Raw genomic sequence first — 25,407 nt, 5'->3', positions numbered from 1 at the left:
TTTGTATTAAAATACTTATTTTAAGTTAATAATTAAAAAAATACGCTACAAATAATACATGTTTATGTATAATATATAAATAGCTATATAAATAGTATAATACAAATGTACATAAAATAAACGATATAAAAAGAAAGAAAAAATAAAGGAGGAAGTATGAATCAAAAATCATTAAGAGTTTTAGAGTTTAACAAAATTGTTGACATATTAAAGACAAAAGTTTCATCTTCTTTAGGTTTAAAATATATAGAAAAGTTAACACCAAGTTCAAATTATGAAGAAGTTAAATATATGCTAGAAGAAACTAGCCAAGCACAGGGAATACTTCTAAAAAGAGGTGGAATAGCTTTAAATGGAATACATGATATAGAAGATAAAGCAAAGAGAGCAGAAATAGGTGCATCTCTAGATCCTGGAAGTTTAATTAAAATAGCAGATACTTTAAGGGTTTCGAGAAATTTAAAAAATACACTATCAAGTAGTGAAGAAGAAGAGTTCAATTATCCAATAATTCAAGGATTATCAAATTCTTTATATGCTTATAGAGATGTAGAAGATAAAATTTATAATGCAATTATAAGTGAGATAGAAATTTCTGATAATGCTTCAACAGAGCTTAGAAATATTAGAAGGAGAATAGTTCAAAAGAACCAATCTATAAGGTCTAAACTAAATTCTATTATTACATCAACTACATATAAAAAGTACTTACAGGATGCAATAATATCTGTTAGAGGAGATAGATTTGTTGTTCCTGTAAAAGCAGAATACAGATCATATGTGTCTGGAATTATTCATGATCAGTCATCATCAGGAGCAACTTTATTTGTAGAGCCTATGAGTATAGTAGACATGAATAATGAACTTAGACAATTAAGGTTACAAGAACAAGAAGAAATAGAAAGAATATTAGCAGAACTATCAGCAATTGTAGGTGAAATTAGTCATGATATAATTTCAAATCAAGAAATACTAGGAAAATTGGATTTTGCATTCGCAAAAGGTAAATTATCTATATCTATGAAAGCTGTTGAGCCTAATTTAAATAATGATAAATATATAAATATAAAAGCAGGAAGACATCCACTTTTAGATGCAGAAACTGTTGTTGCTAATAACATTTACTTAGGAAGAGAGTTTCATACATTACTTATAACAGGACCTAATACAGGTGGTAAAACTGTAACTATAAAAACAGTAGGTTTATTTGCTTTAATGACTCAAAGTGGACTTCATATACCAGCTAACTATGGAAGTAGCATGTGTGTATTTGATAATGTATTTGCAGATATTGGTGATGAACAAAGTATAGAACAAAGCTTATCTACATTTTCTTCTCATATGACTAATATAGTTTCTATACTAAGAGATGTAACTGAAAATTCATTAGTTATATTTGACGAACTAGGTGCAGGAACTGACCCAATGGAAGGAGCTGCTTTAGCTATTGCAATATTAGAAGATGTAAAGATGGCTGGTGCAACTTGTATAGCTACAACTCACTATACAGAGCTTAAAAACTATGCTTTAACAAAAGAAGGCGTAGAAAATGCTGCAGTTGAATTTGATGTAGAAACATTAAGTCCAACATATAGGCTTCTTATGGGGATACCAGGAAAGTCAAATGCATTTGCAATATCTAAGAAATTAGGTTTAAGTGATTATATAATTTCAAGGGCTAGAGAATTCATAGATGATAGCAATATAGAATTAGAAGATGTTCTTCAAGAAGCAGAAAAAAGTAGGCTTAAAGCTATTGAAGAAAGAGAAGAAGCAGAAAAGCTAAAATTAGAAATAGAAAAAGTTAAGAAAGAGTATGATGAACGATTAGAAAAAATTATATCTCAAAAAGATAAGATGATAGAACAAGCTAAATCTGAAGCATTTAGAATAACTAGAGGTGCTAAAGAAAAAGTTGATAGTATAATAAAAGAGCTTAGAGCTATGGAAAATGAAATGGCTTCTAAAGAGAAAAATCGTAAAATAGAAGCTCTTAGAAAAGAATTAACAAACTCTATGGGGGCACTTCAGCCAACTGTTGAAAGTATGATAGTTCCAAAAGTTGCAAGTAAAGAAATTAAGAACTTAAAACCAGGAGATGAAGTTAAAGTAATAACTTTAAATCAAAATGGTAGTGTAATATCTGTTGATGATAAGAAAAAAGAAGCAGTAGTTCAAATCGGTATAATGAAAATGACTTTACCATTTAAATCATTACAAAGAGCTAAGGCTGAAGCAAAAACTACCGTAACAAAAGGAACTAGAAATATAATTAAGTCTAAATCAGGTAGAGTTAAGAGTGAAGTTGACCTTCGTGGTATGACATTAGAAGAAGCTATAATGGAAGTTGATAAATACTTAGATGATGCATGTGTAGCAGGGCTTGAATATGTTACAATAATACATGGTATAGGTACGGGAGTACTTAAGTCTGGGCTTCAAGATGTACTTAAGAAAAATAAACATGTTAAATCTCAAAGACCTGGTCAATATGGTGAAGGTGGAGCAGGTGTAACCATAGCTGTATTAAAATAATTTAAAAAGAGGTTTTTAATTATGATAATAGTATCAGCATGCTTATTAGGTATAAATTGTAAGTATAATAATTTAAATAATGATAATCAAAAAGTAAGAGAATATTTAAATGGAAAAGAATTTGTAATCGCATGCCCAGAACAGTTAGGAGGACTTAGTACACCTAGAAATCCTTCTGAAATTATTAATATAAGTAAACAAGAGGTTAGCAGATGTAAAGTTATTAGCAATAAAGGTGAAGATGTAACTGAAAACTTTGTAAAAGGTGCTAAAGAGACGTTAAAAATTGCGAAACTATACAATTGTAAAGAAGCCATAATGAAGGATGGAAGTCCTTCATGTGGCTCTAAATATATATATGATGGTAGTTTCACGGGAAAAAAAATTCTTGGTGAAGGAATTACATCAGCATTACTTAGAAAAAATAATATAAAAGTAATTAGTGAAAACGAACTATAATGGCTAAATATCTTGAAAAAACTCAAGATTTGATTTACCATAAGAAGATAAGAGAAAGAGAGAGGAGCAATGACATGCAAGATTTCAAGGTAGCAATAGGAAATTGCCTTAAAGAAAAGATAGACGATTTATCTTTAGAAGAAATATTAGGACTTATAGAAATACCACCAAATAAAGATATGGGTGATTATGCTTTCCCATGTTTTAAATTAGCTAAGGTATTTAGAAAAGCTCCTAACATGATAGCAGCAGACTTAGCAGAAAGTATAGAAGCAAAAGGAGATATAGCAAAAGTTATGCCAATGGGCGGATACGTAAACTTCTTTGTTAATAAGTCTCAATTAGCTACTAATGTTATAAATGATGTATTAACTCAAAAAGATGCATACGGAAAATCAAAATTAGGTGAAGGTAAAACTGTAGTAATAGATTTTTCATCTCCTAACATAGCAAAGCCATTCCATATAGGGCATATAAGAACAACTGTTATAGGAAATGCTTTATATAAAATATACGATTCACAAGGATATGATACTGTAAGAATAAACCACTTAGGAGATTACGGAACTCAATTTGGAAAACTTATAGTAGCATTTAAATTATGGGGAGATAAGGATGCAGTAGAAGCTAATCCAATCCCAGAACTATTAAAATTATATATAAGATTCCATGACGAAGCAGAAGAAAAGCCAGAGATGGAAGATGAAGCTAGAGCATGGTTTACAAAATTAGAAAATGGAGATCCAGAAGCTAAAGAATTATGGCAATGGTTCAGAGATGAAAGTTTAAAAGAATTTGCTAGAGTTTACGATTTATTAGATATACAATTTGACTCTTATAATGGAGAAAGTTTCTACTCAGATAAAATGGATACTGTAATAGAAACTATAAAAGAAAAAGGATTATTAAAAGAATCTCAAGGTACAAATGTTGTTGATCTAGAAGAATATAACATGCCACCAGCACTTATAACAAAAAATGATGGATCTACATTATATATGACAAGAGATTTAGCTGCAGCTGTATATAGAAAGAATACATATAATTTTGATAAGTGTATATATGTAGTTGGTTCACAACAATCATTACACTTCCAACAATTATTTAAAGTTTTAGAACTTGTAGGTTTTGAATGGGCTAAGGATTTAGTTCATGTTCCATTTGGAATGGTTGCATTAGAAGAAGGAACTATGTCTACTAGAAAGGGTAGAGTAGTATTCTTAGAAGATGTTTTAAAACAAGCTATAGAAAAGACTAAAGAAACTATGTTAGCTAAAAATCCAGATGCTAAAAATGTTGATGAAATAGCTAAGCAAGTTGGAGTTGGAGCAGTAGTATTCCAAGAATTATCTAATAGTAGAATAAAAGATTATACTTTCTCTTGGGAAAGAACATTAAGCTTTGAAGGTGAAACTGGACCATATGTTCAATATACACATGCTAGATGTTGTGCAGTTTTAAGAAAAGCTAATGAAGAAGTAAGTGCAGATATAGACTATAACTTATTAACTAACGAAGATAGTGTTGAAGTATTAAAGACTATAGCATCATTTAATAAGAGTATAGTATCTGCTATGAATAGAAATGAACCACATATAGTAACGAGATTTGTTTTAGATTTAGCTCAAGCATTTAATAAATTCTATCATGACAATCCAATATTAGTAGATGATGTTGAGACTAGAAAAGCTAGACTTGCTTTAGTTGCTGTAACTAGACAAACTCTAGAGAATGGACTTAAATTATTAGGAATGCAAGCACCAGAGAGAATGTAATTAGTGTTTTAGTGCTTGTTATAACGGAGGCGTTCGGGCTGATATAATATATCCAAAGCATGCAGCTGAAAATGCTGAAAATGTAATTGGATATATTTATATCAGCCCTTCGCTACGTTATAAAATATACTACTTTAAGTAAATAATAAATAAAGTGAGAACATATACACTTATTTGAGAGCGTTGTTATAAGGTATTACGAGGAGTGTAATATTTATGAAAGATAATATTATAAAAAAGTGTTATTTATCGGCTTTCGATGTAAATGATAAAAATCTTAGATATTTGATTATTGTGAATACTAAATGTTTAGTAGATGATGGGAAGAATAGATGTGTTTTTGTTGATGTTAATAGACTAAAAGATGAGTTGATTTACTTTAAGTTTTATGGTGAAGCTTTAAGTTACAACTCTATTTTAAACTTGATATTACCTGTAATACTTGCTAATACAAATATTGATAGATCTCAAGATGAGTCTATTTCCTTAATCCAGAAATATGCTAAGTACTTTAAAAAAGAAATTAAAATGTTTGATTTTATATTAAGTGCTGTTATTTATAATGGTGTTATACATAGTTTGATTGAAAATAAAAATATAGAATATGAAGAGTTATTGCAAAGCGCTAAGGAGAGAATAATAGGGCTAGCTATAAATTTAGAAAAACCTCAAATGATTAAGTTTCAAATGAGTAGAATTAATACATTACAAATTATAGATAAATTTATAGATGGAAAATATGAAGATTATGATGATAATAATATAGTTTCTACAATTTTAAATATATTATATGATATTTATATTGAAGATAGACAGCCTGTTAATGATGGTATTATGAGTATAAAAAAATCTATATTATCTATTCTAGGAGTTGAAAGTGACCTAAATATAGAGAATATAGATTTTATTAATTCAATGTCTGAATACATAACAAAATTAAGGTTATATAAAATCAATAAAAAGATATACGATAAAACATCTGACCCTAGAAGCTTAATTAAATTAAATGAAAATGATGTTTATGTAGATCCTATATTTAACCAAATTCAGGTTGTTTCAAAAGAATTTAGTGAAAATATACTTAGCGTAAAGATAAAAGCTAAATCTGGAATCTATACATTAAAATTTAAAAAGTCTTAAAATTAATTATTAGCTTCTAGATAATTTATGAAAGCTTCTTCTGAAGTCTCAGTTAAGAAGCATAACTCTTTTACTATACTATTTCTAAGTTCAATAAAATCATTAAGGTTTGTATTTTCAGTAGTAAATTCTAGTGCTTTTATTATAAGCAATAAGTCCCTTTTTGATAATGAATTGATAGATACGTGGTCGATTAATTCCATAATAAACTTCCTTTCTTAAATATATAGTAACTAATAAACTAATATTCTACAAAATGTAATAAAAACCCTTTTAAAAAGTAGAATTTTGATAGTTTATATAAATTATTTTAACTTAAATAGCAAATAAAATATAGACAATATTGATAAAGAGGTGAAATATTTGAAAATATTATTAACCACATTAAATTCTAAGTTTATACATACAAACTTAGCAATTAGATATTTAAAAGAATTTGTAAGAGATTTAACTTCAGTAGACATAAGAGAATATACAATAAATAATGATTTAGATTATATATTAAAGGATATATATAGAAATGATTATGATATTGTACTTTTTTCGACATATATATGGAATGTATATGATATAGCTAAAGTTTGTGAAAACTTAAAAAAGGTAAAACCGAGCATAAAGATAGCTTTAGGTGGACCAGAGGTAACTTATGATAGTACTGATGCTATGAAGAAATATCCTTTTATAGACTACATACTATGTGGAGAAGGAGAATTGGTATTTAGAGATTTAGTAGAATATTTTCTAGATAAAAGAAAAATAGAAGATGTAGAGGGTATTGTATATAGAAATAATGATGAGATAATAACTAATAAACCTAAAGCATTATTGCAAAACTTAGATGAGATACCAAGCCCTTATGAAAACTTAGATCCAAAAGAATATGAAAATAGAATCGTTTATTATGAAACATCAAGAGGGTGTCCTTTTAATTGTCAATATTGCTTATCTTCAACACTAAAAGGATTAAGATATTTTAGTATAGATAGAGTAAAAAGAGATCTAAAGAAATTAATCGATGCTAGAGTTTCTCAAATTAAATTTATAGATAGAACATTTAATGCTAACAAAAAGTTTGCTCAAGAGATCATGAAGTTCCTTATGGAGAATGATAATAACTATACAACATATCATTTTGAAGTTACAGCTCACTTATTAGATGATGATACTTTAGAGTTTTTAAAAGATTGTAAAGAAGGATTATTCCAGTTTGAAATAGGGGTACAATCTACTAATCAAAAAACATTAGATGCAGTTGGAAGAAGAGATGATTTTAAAAAATTATCTTATGTTGTTCAAAAAGTTGCATCTTATAGAAATATACACCAGCATCTAGATTTAATTGCAGGTCTTCCTTATGAAGATTATGCTAGTTTTGAAAACTCATTTAATGATGTATTTAATTTAGGTATAGAGCATCTACAATTAGGTTTCTTAAAAATGATAAAAGGTACAGGTGTAAGAAATACAGCTAAAGAGCATGGATATAAATATAAAGATTATGCACCATATGAAATTTTATATAATGATTATATAACTTATGACCAAATATTAAAGTTAAAAGATATAGAAGAGATATTAGAGAGATACTACAACTCTAAAAACTTTGTATTATCAATGAGATATATAATAAAGAATTTTTATAGTAAAAGTCCATTTAAATTCTTTGAAGAGTTTGCAACATATTTTGATAAAAATGGATATTTTGACATGGCACAAGGAAAAAATCAATTATATAAGATATTATTAGATTTTTATAATGAAAAAATAAATGTAAATAATGAACTATTTAATGATATACTAAAGTACGATTATATATCATTAGGAAAGACATCTAATTTACCACAATTTTTTAATAAGGTAGAAATGGAAGATTTTAAAAATAGATGTCATATATTTTTACAAGATCAAGACAATGTGAAGTTATATCTACCTAAGTTTGAAGATACTCCAGCCAAGTTTATGATAAAGTATGTTCATTTTGAGCCTTTTAATTATAATGTAATAGAGTTAAAAGAAGATATACATAAAAATATACAACCTAATGAAAATGTAATTTTATTTGTATATGATGACAAAAAGATTTTTGAAAAGTCAAAATCATATAGTGTAATGATTTAGGAGGTTAATATGAAGTTTAGGATTGAAAAATATTTATTAAAAAAAGCAGATGAATTAGCTTTCATAACAATAAAAAATGATGGAGACTTTAAGCTACAAGGCTATACACTACCAAGTGGAGGACTTGATGTACCTATAAAAAATGAGGTACTTGTAAAAGGTATAAAAGAAAATACTGCTCAAGAAGGAATAAACTCAATGTCTATAGCAGATGCTATGATATACATTATGGGGATTGATAGTAATTTTAAGTATAATGATGAATATAGAAAGTTTCTTAAAGCATTAGAACAGAATATAAACTTAGATTTAAAAGCTTATATGGGATATATGTCTAGAAAATATTTTGAAATTGGTGAAAGTACAGATTCTTTAATATATCTAAAAGCACTTATAACAATGTTCCCAGAAGATTTAGAAGGAATGTATCACTATGCTATAGTATGTCAAGAACTAGCACAACAATATCAAAAAGACTCAGATAATGATGGAATGAATAATTTCTTACTTGAAGCATTAGATAAACTTGAAAAAGTAATAGATTTAGATGAAAGTTTTGCACTAGCATACTATCACTTAGGATATCATTATTATAATCAAGGACAATATATAAAAGCCAAAGTTATTTGGGAAGAAGCTTTAAAATTAGGGTTAGAAGATGATTTAATAGCAGAGGTTCAAGAAAATATCGGTAAAATGGATTTTAAAGTTCAATACGAAGAAGGATATAGCTTAGTATTCCAAGGAAGAAATGAAGAAGCATTAGAAAAATTATTACCATTGGAGGCAGAGCATTCTGATTGGTGGAACTTATTGTTTATGATAGGTCTTGCATATAAAAATATGAATGAAATAGAAGATGCTAAATCTTATTTTGAAAGAATATTAATATTAAAGCCTCATCAAGTTGACACTATGGTTGAATTAGGACTTTGTGAAGCAGCATCATATAATTTAGAAAAAGCGATAGAACACTTTAGCACAGCTGCAAAAATAAAGGAAGATCCTGAAGTATTATGCAATTTAGGTATGGCATATTTAAATAATGGAGAATTAGATGAAGCTATTTATTATATAGAAAGAGCATATGAATTAGATCCACAAGATGAAATAACAGTAGCATGCTTAAGAGAATTAGATAATTATAGATAATTGAAATAAAAATAGATATTATTAAAGTTCATTTTAATAATATCTATTTTTTATTAAAAAAATTTTATCTGGTATAAAATAATTAAAAAAATATATAATATTTGAGGCAGTAATTACGGTAAAAGATATAATTCAACGATTTAAAAGTAAAGCTTATAAATATAAAAGAGAGAGATTTATATCAATTTATCAAAATGATAGATAAAAAATAAAAATAATATAATACATTGAAAGGAAATAGTGTTAATATTATATATGAGATCGCAATTAATAGGAAAATTATATAATATAATTAATCATTTAAACTGTAACCTTTAACATTATTTATGTATGTTTCAAACATAAGACATTAAATTGTTGTAATGGATTTAAAATACCTATTTTATTGACTTACAAATCAGACAAACCACAATCAAAACTATATTCTATAATATATGAAATACTTATATCTAATCATATCTGATATTTATTAAACTCAAATCAAATCATAAAGTTATAAAAGTAAATTATAAAATAATGAAAAATATAAAATATGAAAGATAAGAAAATGTTTTCTGCAATGTTTTAACAAGGTAAATTTTGTTAAAAAAATATTTGATTTTTTTACCAAGCAATAGCAATTTAGTATATAATCAAATTAGGGTTTTATTAAGACATATTATAATGAGTATCACCTAGGGGGATTTTAAAATTAGAATCAAAAGGGGATAGAGATATGGATAAAAAAGCAATGACTATTGACTTAAACAGTCAAATATTATTAGACAAGGCTGAAAAAGATGGCGTAGAAACAATGTATGACAGAAAAATAGGCTTTAAAAATCAATGTGGATTTGGTTTGCAAGGTACTTGCTGTAGAAACTGTGGTATGGGACCATGTAGAATAAGTCCAAAAACTCCAAGAGGGATATGTGGAGCTGATGAACATGTTATAGTTGGTAGAAACTTTGCAAGAATGGTTGCAGGTGGAACAGCAGCTCACTCTGATCATGCTAGAGATATAGCTCATACAATGGCTTTAAGTTCAAGAGACGGTAATTATACTATAAAAGATGAAGTTAAATTAATAGCTTTAGCTAAAGAATGGGATGTTGAAACTGAAGGCAGAGATATATATGATATAGCTCATGAAGTTGCTGATGTTGCTTTAATGGAATTTGGTAAACCACATGGTGTAGCAAGGTTCTTAAAAAGAGCTCCTAAACAAAGACAAGAACTATGGAAAAAACTTGGTATAGAACCAAGAGCTATAGATAGAGAAATTGCAACAATAATGCATTCAACTCATATAGGATGTACAGCAGATATAGATAGCTTAATGCAGATGTCATTAAGAACTGCTTTAGCAGATGGTTGGGTTGGATCAATGATAGGTACACAATTTAGTGATATATTATTTGGAACACCAACAGTTAGAGAATCAGAAGCAAACTTAGGTGTTTTAGAAGAAAATAAAGTAAATATAATATTACATGGTCATGAACCTTCATTATCTGAAATGATAGTTTTAGCATCAGAAGATCCAGAATTAGTAGAATTAGCTAAATCTGTTGGAGCAGATGGAATAAACTTAGCAGGCATGTGTTGTACTGGTAATGAGGTTACTATGAGACATGGTGTAAAAACTGCAGGGGACTTCCATCAACAAGAATTAGCAATAGTTACAGGTGCTGTAGAAGCTATGATCGTTGATGTACAATGTATATTCCCAGCACTTGCAAGAGTAGCAGACTGTTATCATACAAAATTCATAACTACATCTCCAAAAGCAAAAATAACAGGATCTACATATATGGAATTCAAAGAAGAAGATGCGTTTAATATAGCTAAAGAGATAGTTAGAACTGCTGTATTAAACTTCCCTAATAGAGACAAATCAAAAGTTTTAATCCCAGAACATAAATCAAGCTCAGTAGTAGGGTTTAGTACTGAAGCGATAGTAGGACAATTAGATAGAGTTGTAAACTCTCAAATAGATCCAGCAGGAACTGTAAAACCATTAGCTGACTGTTTAAAATCAGGAGTATTAAGAGGAGCAGTTGCTGTTGTTGGATGTAATAATGCTAAAGGTGTTTCTAACTTAGCACACACAACTGTTATGAAGGAATTAATTAAGAATGATATATTAGTTGTTACTACAGGATGTGGAGCGTCAGCAGCGGGAAAATTTGGATTAATGGCAAAAGATGCTGCTAAAAAATATGCAGGTAAAGGATTAGCAACTGTATGTGAATTAGCAGATATACCACCTGTACTGCATTTAGGTTCATGTGTTGACTGTAGCCGTATACTAGATGTTGTAGGTGCAACAGCTAAGTACTTAGAAATGGATTCATCTGATTTACCAGTAGCAGGTGTTGCTCCAGAGTGGATGTCTGAAAAAGCTGTTGCTATAGGAACTTATGTTGTTGCAACAGGTATAGACGTTTATTTAGGAATAATGCCTCCAGTAGGTGGTTCATCTAGAGCAGTAGAAATATTAACTAAAGAAATGGAAGATATGGTTGGAGCTAAATTTATAGTTGAAGAAGACCCTGTATTATTAGCTCAAAAAATAATAGAAGGAATAGAAAAGAAACGTGTTCACTTTGAAGCTTTAGTAGAAGAAAAAGTGCTTCAAGGAGCAGAAGCTTAAGATTTAAGTTTTATTATAAAAGAATATAATCAGGTAAGATACATATTATGTGTCTTACCTATAGATATATATAAAATAATAAGATCTAAAAGTATTAGACAGAAGGTGGTAGAATATGAAAATAGCAGTTACAGGTAAAGGTGGAGTAGGTAAAACAACTTTTTCTTCAATGCTTTCTAGAATGTTTGCTGAAGATGGATATAGAGTTGTTGCTGTAGATGCAGATCCAGATGCAAATTTAGCATTAGCTTTAGGATTTCCAAGAGATGTTTATGAATCTATAGTACCTATATCAGAAATGAAAAAGTTAGTTTCAGATAGAACAGCAGCAGAAACAGGAACATTTAATAAGATGTTTAAATTAAACCCAAAGGTAGATGATATTCCACAGACATATTGTCAAGAGTATAATGGTGTAAGATTATTGACATTAGGAACTGTTGACTCAGGAGGTTCGGGATGTGTTTGTCCTGAACATGTATTATTGAAAAGACTTTGCAGCCATTTAATAATACAAAATAAAGATGTAGTCGTTATGGATATGGAAGCTGGAATAGAACATTTAGGTAGAGGAACTGCGCAAGGTGTAGATGCTTTTATAGTAGTTGTAGAACCAGGAGAAAGAAGTTTACAAACATATAGAAAAGTAAAAAAACTTGGAAAAGATATAGGTGTTAATCAAGTTTTTGTTGTTGGAAATAAGATAAGAAATAAAGAAGATGAAGATTTTATTATAAGTAACTTAGAAGATGGGGAAGCTTTAGGATTTATATACTATAATCAAGATGTTATAAACTCTGATAGATCAAATCAATCACCATATGATGTAAGTATTAAAACTAAAGAAGAGATTAAAACAATCAAAGATAAATTACTTGAGATAAAAGAAAGTAAGAAGCAATTAAGTTTATAAACACTTACATAAGTGTATTAAAATAAAATTAAAATTTATGGGGAGGATTCAATTATGGGATTTAAATCTGATATTGAAATTGCACAAGAAGCACAACCTCAAGATATAAGAGAAATAGCAAAAAAATTAGGGTTAGAAGAAGATGATATAGAATTATATGGTAAGTATAAAGCTAAAGTGGATTATAACTTACTTAAAAGAGATAATGGTGGTAAAAAGGCTAAGTTAATATTAACTACAGCTATAAATCCAACTCCTGCAGGAGAAGGAAAAACTACAACAACAATAGGTGTTGCAGATGGATTAGCTAAGTTAGGTGAAAATGTATTAGTTGCTTTAAGAGAGCCATCTTTAGGACCTGTATTTGGTATTAAAGGAGGAGCAGCAGGTGGAGGATATGCGCAAGTTGTTCCAATGGAAGATATAAATTTACATTTTACTGGAGATTTCCATGCTATAGGAGCTGCAAATAACTTATTAGCTGCAATGTTAGATAATCATATACATCAAGGAAATGAATTAGGAATAGATTCAAGAAGTATAACTTGGAGAAGATGTGTTGACATGAATGATAGACAACTTAGAAATATTGTTGATGGACTTGGTGTTAGAGCTGATGGTGTAGCTAGACAAGATGGATTTGATATAACTGTTGCTTCTGAGGTAATGGCTGCTTTCTGTCTAGCTAGTGATATAACAGACTTAAAAGAAAGACTTGGAAGAATTATAGTAGGATATAATTTCCAAGGGGAGCCTGTAACTGCAGGACAACTAAAAGCTAATGGTGCAATGGCTGCTTTATTAAAAGATGCATTAAAACCAAATTTAGTTCAAACTTTAGAAGGAACACCTGCATTTGTTCATGGTGGACCATTTGCAAATATTGCACATGGATGTAACTCAGTTATAGCTACAAGAATGGCTATGCATTTTGCAGATTATGTAGTAACAGAAGGAGGATTTGGTGCAGATTTAGGTGCTGAAAAATTCTTAGATATAAAATGTAGAATGGCAGATTTAAAACCAGATGCAGTTATAATCGTTGCTACAGTTAGAGCTTTAAAATATAATGGTGGAGTTCCAAAAGATCAATTAAATAAAGAAAATTTAGAAGCTCTTGAAGCAGGACTTCCAAACCTATTAAAACATGTTGAAAATATAACTCAAGTATATAAATTACCGGCGGTTGTTGCTATAAATGAATTTCCAACAGACACAGAACCAGAGGTTAACTTAGTAAGAGAGAAATGTAAGGAACTAGGCGTTAATGTAGCACTATCTCAAGTTTGGGCAAAAGGTGGAGAAGGTGGAATAGAGTTAGCTAAAGAAATTATTAGATTAACTAGTGAACCAAATGAATTCCAATTCTGCTACGAAGATGATTTAAGTATAGAAGAAAAAATAAATGCAATAGCTACTAAGATATATGGCGCTGATGGTGTTGACTTTACACCTCAAGCTAAAAAAGAATTAGATAGATTAGAAAGTTTAGGATTTGGAAAAATGCCTATATGTATGGCTAAAACTCAATATTCTTTAACAGATGATCAAACTAAACTAGGTAGACCAACAGGATTTAGAATAACAGTTAGACAATTAACTGTTTCAGCTGGTGCTGGATTTATAGTTGCTTTAACTGGTGCAATAATGAAAATGCCAGGTCTTCCAAAAGTTCCAGCAGCTGAAAAAATAGATGTTGATGAGAATGGAGTAATATCTGGATTATTCTAGTACTTGATAAGAACATAGGTTAAGGTAGTACATTTGGTACTACCTTAATTAAAATAGAGACCTTTTGTAGAATTAGGGGGAATTTTAATGAGTATATCAGGAAAAACTTGTGGAGAATTTGTAGAAGTTCTAGCTTCTAAAGCACCAGTTCCAGGTGGTGGAGGTGCATCAGCTTTAGTTGGAGCAGTTGGTATGGCTTTAGGTAGTATGGTATGTAACCTTACTATAGGTAAAAAGAAGTATGCAGAATATGAAGATAGTGTAAAAGAAATATTAAATAAAGCATCAGAACTAGAAAAAGATTTATTGGAAATGATAGACAAAGATGCAGAAGGATTTTATCCACTATCTCAAGCTTATGGACTTCCTACATCAACTGATGAAGAAAAGAAAATAAAGGAAGAAACTATGCAAAAAGCCTTAAAGGTTGCATGTGAAGTTCCTATAAATATAGTAAGAGCATGTTATAAGGCAATAAAATTACATGAAGAATTAGTTGATAAAGGATCTAGACTTGCTATAAGTGATGTAGGAGTAGGAGTTCAATGTTTAAGAGCTGCTATACTTGGAGCAGAGTTAAACGTTGTTATAAATGTTAACTCTATAAAAGATCAAGAATACATAAATAAAGTCAATGCGGAAATGAAAGAACTTATAGAAGATGGAGTTAAAATTTGTGATGAAGTATTTAAAAAGGTAGAGATTGCTTTAGGAAAATAAATAAATTTTATATTTAAGGGGGATCTTGAAAATGGAAGTATCAGTAGCTAAAGGTCAAATAATAAAAGGGAAACCAGTAGCAGATGAAATGAGCGAAAATTTAATAAAAGAGGTTAATGAATTAAGTAAAGAGGGTATAATACCTAAATTAGCTATATTAAGAGTTGGAGAAAAAGCTAATGATTTAGCTTATGAAAGAGGAGCACTTAAGAAATGTGAAACAATAGGTATTGAGACAGAGGTAATTGTTTTAGAAGAAGGTGTTACTCAAGATCAATATATAGAAGCTTTAGAAGATCTAAATAAAAATCCAAAAATAAATGGGATATTAACATTTAGACCATTACCTAAAGGTATTGATGAAGAAGTTATAAAGCATGTTATAGACCCTAAAAAAGATGTGGATTGTTTCAACCCATTAAATACAGCGAAAGTAATGGAAGGAGATAAAACAGGATTCCCACCATGCACTCCTACAGCAGTTGTTGAAATATTAAAACATTATAATGTGGATTTAAATGGAGCTAACGTGGCTGTACTTGGTAGATCTATGGTAGTTGGAAAACCGGTAGCAATGCTTTTATTAGGTGAAAATGCTACTGTTAATATATGTCACTCTAGAACTAAGAATTTATCAGAAGTAACATCTAAAGCTGACATACTAGTTGCTGCTGTTGGTAGAGCTAGAATGGTAACTCCTGAGTATATAAAAGAAGGTGCGGTAGTAATAGATGTTGGTATAAATGCTAAACCAGAAGGTGGAGGAATTTGTGGAGATGTTGATACAGATTCAGTAATAGAAAAAGCATCTATGATAACACCAGTTCCAGCAGGTGTAGGATCAGTAACTACATCTGTACTTGCAAAACATGTTATAAAAGCTTGTAAGTTACAAAATAATAAATAGATGTACTTTTAAGGGGGAATAAGGGTATGGTAATTTCTGATAAAAAGCCGATAGAAGAAGTATTAGGTTTCTTAGAAGGTGCTCAAAATATTATATTAGTTGGATGTAACCAATGTGCTGCAACTTGTAAAACTGGTGGAGAACCAGAATTACAAGCTATGAAGGAAAATTTAGAGGCTAATGGAAAAACTGTATTAGCTTGTAAAGTAATAGATCCTTGCTGTAACCTTTTGCAATGTAAAAAAGATTTAAAAGCTGTTAAAGAAGAGTTAAAGGAAGCTGATGCTATATTATCTTTAGCTTGTGGAGATGGAACACAAACTATAGTTAAAAATACTAAAAATATGCCTGTATACCCAGCAAATAATACATTATTCATAGGTGAAGTTGAAAGAGTTGGTCAATATGAAGAAGCATGTAAAGCCTGTGGAGAGTGTGAGCTAGGATGGACTGGTGGAATATGTCCAGTAACTATGTGTGCTAAAGGATTAATAAATGGTGCATGTGGTGGAGCTAAAGATGGAAAATGTGAAATAAGCCATGAAAATGATTGTGCATGGGTTAGGATATATGAAAGACTTAAAGATTTAGGTCAATTAGATAACTTAACTAAAGTTAGACCGCCAAAAGATTATTCAAAACAAAATAATCCAAGAAGTTTAGATCTAAAGAAAAAAGCACAAGAAGCTGCTAAAGCTGAAGCTTAATAACTTTTAAAGGTTAAAAAGGGGGATTTTATAAATGAGCTTATTACAAGAAGTATTAGAAAGAGGCGAATTTGCAATAACTGCTGAGATGGCACCTCCAAAAGGTACAGATCTTTCTCACCTTTTAGAATGTGCAAAAAAATGTGTTGGTAGAGTTCATGCTACTAATGTAACAGATTTCCAATCAGCAGTTATGAGAGCAACTTCTCTTGCTACATGTAAAATGTTAAAAGATATAGGGCTTGAACCAGTAATACAAATGACTGGTAGAGATAGAAATAGAATTGCTATAGAAGGTGAGATGCTTTCAGCTGGTGTATTTGGAATAGAAAACTTACTTGCTTTAACAGGAGACCATACTTGTGTTGGAGACCATCCACAAGCTAAAAGTGTATTTGATTTAGATTCTGTAAGTATATTAACTACAGCAACTACATTAAATAGTGGTGTAGATAGTGTTGGACTAGAGCTAAAAGGAAAAACTAATTTCTACTTAGGTGCATCAGTTACGCCTGAATATGCTCCAATAGAAGTACAATTGTTAAAAATGCAGAAGAAAATAAATGCTGGAGCTAAGTTCTTCCAAACTCAAGCAGTTTATGATATAGATCATTTAAGAAAATTTAGAGAGCTTACTAAAAATATGGATTGTAAAATATTAGCTGGTATAGTTCCGTTAAAATCACCAGGTATGGCTAGATTTATGACTGCTAATGTTCCTGGTATATTCGTGCCAGATGATCAAATAGAAAGATTAAAAGCAGCTGGAAAAGGAAATTATGTCCAAGAAGGTATTAAAATGGCCGGAGAATTTATAAGACAAATAAAAGAAGAAAACTTATGTGATGGTGTTCACATAATGGCTATTGGAGCAGAAGAGAATGTTCCGTTAATACTTGATGCTGCAGGTTTATAAGATTAAGGGGGCGAATTAAATTTATGAAAATAGCAGTAGTAGGTGGAGGTCCAGGAGGATATGTAGCAGCTATAAAAGCAGCTATGCATGGTGCTGATGAAGTTGTAGTTATAGAGAAAAAAAGACTTGGAGGAACATGCTTAAATGTTGGTTGTATACCAACTAAGGCATTGCTAGCATCTTCTTCAATGTTAATGAATGTGAAAGAAGCTAAAAGTTTTGGAATAAATATAGAAGGTGAAATAAAACCAGATTTTTCTGCTATAATGGCTAGAAAAAATAAGGTTGTAGATCAACTTATATCTGGTATTGAATTTTTATTTGATAAAAGAGGAATCCAAACAATTAATGGATTTGGTAAATTAATAGATAAAAATACTATAGAAGTAACTAAGGAAGATGGATCAAAAGAATTAGTAAAGGCAGATAAAATAATATTAGCTAATGGATCGGTTCCAGTAGTACCACCAATGTTCCCATATGATGGAAAAATTGTAATAACTAGCGATGAAGTCTTAGGTTTAGAAGAACTTCCACAATCTATGTTGATAGTTGGAGGTGGTGTTATAGGATCTGAAATAGGTCAATTTTTTCAAAATTTAGGCACTCAAGTTACTATAGTAGAAATGGCAGAACATATTTTAGGAAATGAAGATAAAGATGTAGCTAAACAGTTGCAGAGACAGTTCAAAAAGGATAAAATTAAAGTGTTAGCAGGTGTAGGGGTACAGACTTGCGGGATAGTAGATAATAAAGTTGTAGCAACACTGTCAAATGGGAAGTCAGTGACTGCTGATACTTGTTTAGTTGCAGTTGGTAGAAAGCCAAACTTAAAGAATTCAGGAATAGAAGAATTAGGTATAGAATTAATTGGAAGAGGTAAGGTTAAAGTTAACGAATACCTAGAAACTAATGTTGAAGGTATATATGCAATAGGGGATATAATTGATACTGCAATGCTTGCACATGTTGCCTCTAAAGAAGGTGAAGTAGCAGCTGTTAATGCTTTGGGAGGCAAAAAAACAGTAAATTATAATGCAGTACCAAGATGTGTATATACCCAACCAGAAGTTGCTGGTGTTGGTAAAACTGAAAAACAACTTCAAGCTGATAATGAAGAATATAAGGTAGGTCAGTTTGATTTTAGAGCATTAGGAAAAGCTCAAGCTATCGGACATATCCAAGGATTTATAAAAGTTCTTGCTGGTAAAGATGATAAAATTATAGGAGCTTCAATAGTAGGACCTCATGCTACAGACTTATTAACTGAATTATCTTTAGCAGTTGGCTTAGGGCTAACAGTAGAACAAGTAGGAGATATAATACATGCACATCCAAGCTTATCAGAAGGATTAATGGAAGCTCTTCATGATGTACATGGAGAATGTGTTCATGCAGCTCCAAAATTAGTTAAAGCATAATACAAAACAGAGTAAAATAAATAATTTAACTTTAAGCTCTGTTTTGACAATGACAAGGGGGAAGTCTTAATATGGGATATAATATAGCTGTTGCAGGAAAAGGTGGAACTGGGAAAACAAGTCTTACAGGGCTTTTAGTTAATTCTTTAATAGAAGATAAAAAGTCACCAGTATTAGTTGTAGATGCAGATGCCAATGCTAATATAAATGAGGTGTTAGGCATAGATGTAGAGGCATCAATAGGTCAAATCAGAGAAGAAGTCAATCAAAGAGAAAAATTAGGTAATTCATTCCCTGGAGGTATGACAAAAGCACAATTTTTACAATATAGATTAAATTCTATAATTGAAGAAGGAGAAGGCTATGACTTATTAGTTATGGGGCGTTCTGAAGGAGAAGGTTGTTATTGTTTTGTCAATGGGATCTTAAGAGAACAAGTTCAAAAAATTTCAAATCATTATAATTATGTAGTCATAGACAATGAAGCTGGTATGGAACACTTAAGTAGAAAAACTACTAGACATGTAGACACACTACTTTTAGTAAGTGATTGCTCAAGACGTAGTATACAAGCTGTTGCTAGAATAAGAGATTTAGCTGAAGAATTGAACCTAAGTGTAGGAGATACAAAACTTATAGTAAATAAAGTTCCTGATGGGATTTTACATGAAGGTGTAAAAGAAGAAATAGAAAAATACAAGCTAGACCTTATAGGAATCGTACCTTTAGATGAATTAATATATGAATATGATTCAACAGGTAAACCATTAGTAAGCTTACCTGAAGATTCAAAAGCTAAAAAAGCTATTAAAGAAATAATAGCAAAATTAGAATTAAAATAGGCTTAAGGGGGAAATAATTATGGCATTTAAAATGTCTGTTCAAAAGTATTCTGGTAAAATATCAGAAGTGGAAATAGGGACAGGAGATAAGGCAATAAAGTTAGGTGGAGAAAATGTTTTACCATTTTATGGTTTTGATGGAGAGGTAGGAAATAAACAAGCAGTAGGTATACAAATATCTGATGTATATCCAGAAAGCTGGTTAGATTGTTATAAAGAAATGTATAAAGGTGTAGCTAACGATCCAGTTGAATGGGCTAAATATGTAGAAGCAAATACAGAAGCAGATTTTATATGCTTAAAATTTGATGGAGCAGATCCAAATGGATTAGATAAAACTCCAGAAGAATGTGCTACTGTTGCTAAAGCTGTTGTTGAAGCTATAAGCGTACCATTAGTTGTAGCAGGAACAGGAAACCATGAAAAAGATGGAAAATTATTTGAAAAATTAGCTCAAGCTTTAGATGGTCACAATTGTTTATTTATGTCAGCTGTAGAAGATAACTACAAAACTGTAGGTGCTTCAGCTGGTATGGCATATAGCCACAAAGTAGGAGCTGAATCTTCAGTTGATATAAACTTAGCTAAACAAATGAACGTATTATTAACTCAGTTAGGAGTTAAATCAGATAATATAGTTATGAACGTAGGATGTTCAGCTGTTGGATATGGATATGAGTATGTTGCATCTACTATGGATAGAATAAGACTTGCAGCATTTGCTCAAAATGATAAATCATTACAAATGCCAATAATAACTCCAGTTGCAATGGAAGTAGGTCATGTTAAAGAAGCTATAGCTCCAGTTGAAGATGAGCCAAGCTGGGGATGTCCAGAACAAAGATCAATAGCTATGGAAGTTTCTACAGCTGCAAGTGTATTAGTTGGTGGATCAAATGCAGTAATACTTCGTCATCCAGAATCAATAAAAACTATAAAAAATTTAATTAGCGAATTAGCTTAATTTATTTGTAAGGTTAGGGGGATATAAAAATGGCATTAAAAGCTTTAGATATATTTAAATTAACACCAAAGAAAAACTGTAAAGATTGTGGTTTTCCAACTTGTATGGCATTCTCTATGAAGGTTGCTTCAGGAGCAGTAGAAGTAGGTAAATGTCCACATATGTCAGATGATGCAATAGCTAAATTATCAGAAGCTACTGCACCTTTAATGAAAGCATTAAAAGTAGGTACAGGAGAATCTGAATATACTTTAGGTGGAGAAACTGTATTATTTAGACATGAAAAAACTTTAGTAAGTAGAAATAGATTTGCTGTTCAATTCTGTGATGGAATGAGTGAAGAAGCAGTAAATGATAAGATAGCAAACATGAAGTTAGTTGACTACGTAAGAATAGGTGAAGAAATGAAAGTTGAGTTTGCATTATTAAAATATAATGGAAACAAAGATGCTTACGTGTCATTAATAAATAAATTAAAAGATAGTGAATTAAAAATAGCATACATAGTAGATTGTGAAGATGCTGATGTTGCTAAAGAAGCTGTAGCTTTATTAGAAGGTACTAATCCAATAGTATATGGAGCTAATAAAGATAACTATAAAGCTATGATAGATGTAGTTAAAGCTGCAAATTTAGCATTAGGTGTTAAAGCATCTAGTTTAGAAGAATTATACTCTACAGTAGAAGCTATACAAAGTGCTGGTTACAAAGAATTAGTTTTAGATGTAACTGGAGAAAATATAAAAGATACTTATACTAATGCAGTTCAAGTTAGAAGAATTGCATTAAAGGAACAAGACAGAACATTCGGATACCCATCAATAATATTTGCAAATAAATTATCTAATAACAATCCAATGATGGAAGTTGCTTTATCTTCTGTATTTACAATAAAATACGGATCAATAATAGTATTAGATGATATAGATTATTCAAAAGCATTACCTTTATTTGCATTAAGACAAAATATCTACACTGACCCACAAAGACCAATGAGAGTTGAGCCTAAGATATACCCAATAAATAACCCAGATGAAAATTCTCCAGTATTAGTCACTGTTGACTTTGCATTAACTTACTTTATAGTATCAGGAGATATAGAAAGATCTAAAGTACCATGTTGGTTAGTAATACCAGATGCAGGTGGATACTCAGTTCTTACTTCATGGGCTGCTGGTAAGTTTGGTGGAAACTCTATAGCAGCATTCGTTAAAGAATGTGGTATAGCAGAAAAGACTAATAACAGAGATTTAATAATACCAGGTAAAGTTGCTGTTATAAAAGGAGACTTAGAAGAGAATCTACCAGATTGGAATATAATAATAGGTACAGAAGAGTCTATGGAAATACCTAAGTTCTTAAAAGATTATCAAGCTAAGAAAGCTCAAGAATTAGCTAACGCTTAGTATAAATAATTATTTAAAATAAATTAATTATTAGTCCATAAGGGGGAAATAGATAATGGAAAAATTTATGATTATAGGTGAAAGAATACACTGTATATCGCCAGAAATAAGAAAAGCACTAGCAGAAAGAGATCCTGAGCCAATATTAAGAAGAGCTAAAGCTCAATTAGATGCCGGTGCTCATTATATAGATTTTAATATAGGCCCAGCTGAAAGGGATGGAGAAGAAATAATGACTTGGGGAGTTCAAATGCTTCAATCTGAACTTAATAATGTTCCACTAGCATTAGATACTGCAAATAGAAAAGCTATAGAGGCAGGTCTTAAAGTTTACAATAGAGAGCATGCTAAACCAATTGTAAACTCTGCAGATGCAGGAGGAAGATTAGACATGATAGATTTAGCTGCTGAATATGAAGCTAAAGTTATAGCTTTATGTGCTAAAGATGGTATACCTAAAGATAACGATGAACGTATGGCATACTGTCAAGAAATGTTAGAAAAAGGTTTAATGCTAGGATTAGATCCATCTGACATGTTATTTGACCCATTATGCTTAGTTATAAAAGGTATGCAAGATAAGCAAGTAGAAGTATTAGAAGCAATAAGAATGATGACAGAGATGGGACTTCCAACTACAGGCGGATTATCAAATGTATCTAATGGTTGTCCAAAACATATAAGACCTATATTAGATAGTAACTTCTTAGCTATGGCAATGGCTAACGGATTTAGTTCTGCAATAGTAAACCCATGTGATGAGTTATTAATGCAAACTATAAAATCTTGCGACATAATAAATGGAGCATCTTTATATGCAGATTCATTCTTAGAAATAAACGAAGGTGCATTTGAATATAACGTATAAGATATAAACTAGTTTAAATTATTAAGCCTCAGCTATAAAGCTGGGGCTAAAAAGGGGGAAGTAGAGTGAATTTATATAATATAATTTTTACAGGTTCAGAACAAGCGTTAGATGCTGCTAAAGGAATGCTTGCTGATGCTATAGCTCAACATGGGAAGGAACATCCAGTATCATTCCCTGATACTGCATACTCATTACCTTGCATATATGCAGCAACAGGGCAAAAAATGAGTACTCTTGGAGACTTAGAAGGTGCTTTAACAGTAGTTGAATCTCTAATAAATAGAACTCATTTATTAGAGCATGCTTTAAATTCTGGTTTAGCTACAGCTTTAGCTGCAGAAGTTATAGAAGCTATAAAGTATGCAACTATGGAAGAACCATACCAAGCTCCATGTGCAGGTCATGTAGGTGACCCAATAATAAGATCTTTAGGTGTACCTTTAGTTACAGGAGATATACCCGGGGTTGCAGTTGTACTTGGTGAATGCCCAGACTCTGAAACTGCAGCTAAAATAGTTAAGGATTATCAATCTAAAGGTTTATTAACTTTCTTAGTTGGTAAAGTTATAGATCAAGTTATAGAAGCAGGAGTAAAAATGGGAGTTGACTTAAGGGTTATACCTTTAGGATATGATGTAACTTCTGTTATACATGTTGTATCAGTTGCTATAAGAGCAGCATTAATATTCGGAGCATTAACTCCAGGAGATCTTTCAGGATTATTAGAATATACTTCTAAGAGGGTTCCAGCATTTGTTAATGCATTTGGACCACTTAGTGAGTTAGTTGTTTCTGCTGGAGCTGGAGCAATAGCTTTAGGATTCCCAGTTATAACTGATCAAACTGTTCTTGAAGTTCCAATGAACTTATTAACTCAAAAAGATTATGATAAATTTGTAGCTACTTCTTTAGAAGCTAGAAATATAAAAATAAAAATAACTGAAATACCTATACCAGTATCATTTGCTGCAGCTTTCGAAGGTGAAAGAATAAGAAAAGGTGATATGATAGCTGAATTTGGTGGAAATAAAACTGAAGCTTGGGAGCTTGTTGTACATAAAGAAGCTTCTGAAGTTGAAGATCATAAAATAGAAATAATAGGACCAAATATAGATGAAGTAGAACCAGTAAATGGATTAATAAGATTACCACTTGCTGTAATAGTTAAAATAGCTGGTAAAGCAATGCAAGATGACTTTGAACCAGTTCTTGAAAGACGTTTCCATTACTTCTTAAACTATATAGAAGGTGTAATGCATGTTGGTCAAAGAGATATGTCTTGGGTAAGAATATCTAAAGATGCTTATGAAAAAGGATTTAGATTACAACATATAGGTGAAGTTCTATATGCTAAAATGAAAGATGAATTTGATACAGTTGTTGATAAATGTGAAATAGTTATAATAACTGATCCAGAACAAGTTTCTGCTAGAAAATCTGAAGCTGTAGCTAGATATGATGCTAGAGATGAAAGATTAGCATCATTAGTTGATGAGAGTGTTGATACATTCTATTCTTGTAACTTATGTCAATCATTTGCACCAGCTCACGTTTGTATAGTAACTCCTGAGAGACTTGGTCTTTGTGGAGCTGTTAGTTGGTTAGATGCTAAAGCAACTAAAGAATTAGATCCAACAGGTCCATGTCAACCAGTTGTAAAAGGAGATTGCTTAGATGATAGATTAGGTAGATGGAATTCTGTAAATGAAACAGTTAACCAAATATCTCAAGGTGCAGTTGAAAGTGTTACATTGTACTCTATACTTGAAGACCCAATGACTTCTTGTGGATGTTTCGAGTGTATATGCGGTATAATGCCTGAAGCTAATGGATTTGTTATAGTAAATAGAGAATTCCCTGGAATAACTCCAGTAGGTATGACATTTGGAGAACTAGCATCTATGACAGGTGGAGGAGTTCAAACTCCAGGATTTATGGGGCATGGAAGACACTTTATATCTTCTAAAAAATTCGCGTATGCAGAAGGTGGACCAGAAAGAATAGTTTGGATGCCAAAAGAATTAAAAGATTATGTAGCTGATAAATTAAATGATACTGTCAAGGAAATGACAGGAATAGAAAACTTCACAGATATGATTTGTGATGAAACAATAGCTAATGATTCTGAAGGTGTACTTGCATTCTTAGAAGAAAAAGGCCATCCAGCATTAGCAATGGAAGCTGTAATGTAATAT

At 30.8% G+C, this 25,407-nt stretch carries 20 protein-coding genes; 19 read left to right on the top strand and 1 reads right to left on the bottom strand.

Features of this window, described 5'->3' with window-relative positions; genetic code table 11:
- Window positions 1-156: 156 nt before the first annotated feature.
- The 4 genes from I2A66_RS10255 (at window position 157) to I2A66_RS10240 (ending at window position 5,909) form a co-directional block, all read left to right on the top strand.
- The gene (locus I2A66_RS10255; RefSeq protein WP_195251565.1) at window positions 157-2,535 is read left to right on the top strand and encodes an endonuclease MutS2; all 2,379 of its coding nucleotides are present in this window, start codon (window positions 157-159) and stop codon (window positions 2,533-2,535) included.
- A gap of 21 nt (window positions 2,536-2,556) precedes the next feature.
- A complete protein-coding gene (locus I2A66_RS10250) occupies window positions 2,557-2,994 on the top strand; it encodes a DUF523 domain-containing protein (protein ID WP_122639307.1) in 438 nt (145 codons plus the stop codon).
- 74 nt (window positions 2,995-3,068) lie between these two features.
- Window positions 3,069-4,769, top strand: coding sequence for an arginine--tRNA ligase (gene argS / locus I2A66_RS10245; protein ID WP_147516379.1), 1,701 nt, complete (start codon window positions 3,069-3,071; stop codon window positions 4,767-4,769).
- 216 nt (window positions 4,770-4,985) lie between these two features.
- The gene (locus tag I2A66_RS10240; RefSeq protein ID WP_195251564.1) at window positions 4,986-5,909 is read left to right on the top strand and encodes a hypothetical protein; all 924 of its coding nucleotides are present in this window, start codon (window positions 4,986-4,988) and stop codon (window positions 5,907-5,909) included.
- Window positions 5,910-5,911: 2 nt separating this feature from the next.
- Here I2A66_RS10240 and I2A66_RS10235 read toward each other — a convergent pair whose 3' ends face one another.
- The gene (locus tag I2A66_RS10235; protein WP_122639304.1) at window positions 5,912-6,112 is read right to left on the bottom strand and encodes a hypothetical protein; all 201 of its coding nucleotides are present in this window, start codon (window positions 6,110-6,112) and stop codon (window positions 5,912-5,914) included.
- Between the two features lie 160 nt (window positions 6,113-6,272).
- Here I2A66_RS10235 and I2A66_RS10230 point away from each other — a divergent pair, with 160 nt between their 5' ends.
- The 15 genes from I2A66_RS10230 to acsB all read left to right on the top strand — a co-directional run bounded on the left by I2A66_RS10230 (window position 6,273) and on the right by acsB (window position 25,404).
- Window positions 6,273-8,027, top strand: coding sequence for a B12-binding domain-containing radical SAM protein (locus I2A66_RS10230; protein WP_122639303.1), 1,755 nt, complete (start codon window positions 6,273-6,275; stop codon window positions 8,025-8,027).
- A gap of 9 nt (window positions 8,028-8,036) precedes the next feature.
- The gene (locus I2A66_RS10225; protein WP_122639302.1) at window positions 8,037-9,179 is read left to right on the top strand and encodes a tetratricopeptide repeat protein; all 1,143 of its coding nucleotides are present in this window, start codon (window positions 8,037-8,039) and stop codon (window positions 9,177-9,179) included.
- Between the two features lie 715 nt (window positions 9,180-9,894).
- Window positions 9,895-11,814, top strand: a complete 1,920-nt coding sequence (cooS, locus tag I2A66_RS10220; RefSeq protein WP_122639301.1) for an anaerobic carbon-monoxide dehydrogenase catalytic subunit — start codon at window positions 9,895-9,897, stop codon at window positions 11,812-11,814.
- 115 nt (window positions 11,815-11,929) lie between these two features.
- Window positions 11,930-12,727, top strand: coding sequence for an ATP-binding protein (locus tag I2A66_RS10215; RefSeq protein WP_122639300.1), 798 nt, complete (start codon window positions 11,930-11,932; stop codon window positions 12,725-12,727).
- A gap of 54 nt (window positions 12,728-12,781) precedes the next feature.
- On the top strand, window positions 12,782-14,458 hold the full coding sequence (locus I2A66_RS10210) for a formate--tetrahydrofolate ligase (RefSeq protein ID WP_122639299.1): 1,677 nt from the start codon (window positions 12,782-12,784) through the stop codon (window positions 14,456-14,458).
- 87 nt (window positions 14,459-14,545) lie between these two features.
- Complete coding sequence (locus I2A66_RS10205; protein WP_122639298.1) at window positions 14,546-15,178, top strand: cyclodeaminase/cyclohydrolase family protein; 633 nt, start codon at window positions 14,546-14,548, stop codon at window positions 15,176-15,178.
- A gap of 31 nt (window positions 15,179-15,209) precedes the next feature.
- Window positions 15,210-16,085, top strand: a complete 876-nt coding sequence (locus tag I2A66_RS10200; RefSeq protein ID WP_122639297.1) for a bifunctional 5,10-methylenetetrahydrofolate dehydrogenase/5,10-methenyltetrahydrofolate cyclohydrolase — start codon at window positions 15,210-15,212, stop codon at window positions 16,083-16,085.
- Window positions 16,086-16,111: 26 nt separating this feature from the next.
- Window positions 16,112-16,792, top strand: a complete 681-nt coding sequence (locus I2A66_RS10195) for a methylenetetrahydrofolate reductase C-terminal domain-containing protein (RefSeq protein ID WP_122639296.1) — start codon at window positions 16,112-16,114, stop codon at window positions 16,790-16,792.
- 34 nt (window positions 16,793-16,826) lie between these two features.
- Window positions 16,827-17,708: a methylenetetrahydrofolate reductase gene (locus tag I2A66_RS10190; protein WP_147516381.1), complete on the top strand. Its 882-nt coding sequence runs from the start codon at window positions 16,827-16,829 to the stop codon at window positions 17,706-17,708.
- A gap of 23 nt (window positions 17,709-17,731) precedes the next feature.
- A complete protein-coding gene (lpdA, locus tag I2A66_RS10185; RefSeq protein WP_147516382.1) occupies window positions 17,732-19,129 on the top strand; it encodes a dihydrolipoyl dehydrogenase in 1,398 nt (465 codons plus the stop codon).
- Window positions 19,130-19,200: 71 nt separating this feature from the next.
- The gene (locus I2A66_RS10180; RefSeq protein WP_122639293.1) at window positions 19,201-19,971 is read left to right on the top strand and encodes an ATP-binding protein; all 771 of its coding nucleotides are present in this window, start codon (window positions 19,201-19,203) and stop codon (window positions 19,969-19,971) included.
- A 19-nt stretch (window positions 19,972-19,990) separates the two neighbouring features.
- Complete coding sequence (acsD, locus tag I2A66_RS10175; RefSeq protein WP_122639292.1) at window positions 19,991-20,935, top strand: acetyl-CoA decarbonylase/synthase complex subunit delta; 945 nt, start codon at window positions 19,991-19,993, stop codon at window positions 20,933-20,935.
- A gap of 29 nt (window positions 20,936-20,964) precedes the next feature.
- A complete protein-coding gene (acsC, locus tag I2A66_RS10170; protein ID WP_147516383.1) occupies window positions 20,965-22,341 on the top strand; it encodes an acetyl-CoA decarbonylase/synthase complex subunit gamma in 1,377 nt (458 codons plus the stop codon).
- 55 nt (window positions 22,342-22,396) lie between these two features.
- Window positions 22,397-23,209 carry a carbon monoxide dehydrogenase/acetyl-CoA synthase methytransferase subunit gene (gene acsE / locus I2A66_RS10165; protein WP_122639290.1) on the top strand — a complete coding sequence of 271 codons (813 nt, stop codon included), beginning with the start codon at window positions 22,397-22,399 and terminating at the stop codon, window positions 23,207-23,209.
- 65 nt (window positions 23,210-23,274) lie between these two features.
- Window positions 23,275-25,404 (top strand): acetyl-CoA decarbonylase/synthase complex subunit alpha/beta, encoded by a 2,130-nt coding sequence (gene acsB / locus I2A66_RS10160; RefSeq protein WP_195251563.1) that lies wholly within the window; start codon window positions 23,275-23,277, stop codon window positions 25,402-25,404.
- Window positions 25,405-25,407 lie beyond the last annotated feature (3 nt).

This window comes from Romboutsia sp. 1001713B170207_170306_H8 (genome assembly GCF_015550495.1).
Taxonomy (GTDB): Bacteria; Bacillota; Clostridia; order Peptostreptococcales; family Peptostreptococcaceae; genus Romboutsia_E.
This window is presented reverse-complemented; position numbering and strand designations above follow the sequence as displayed.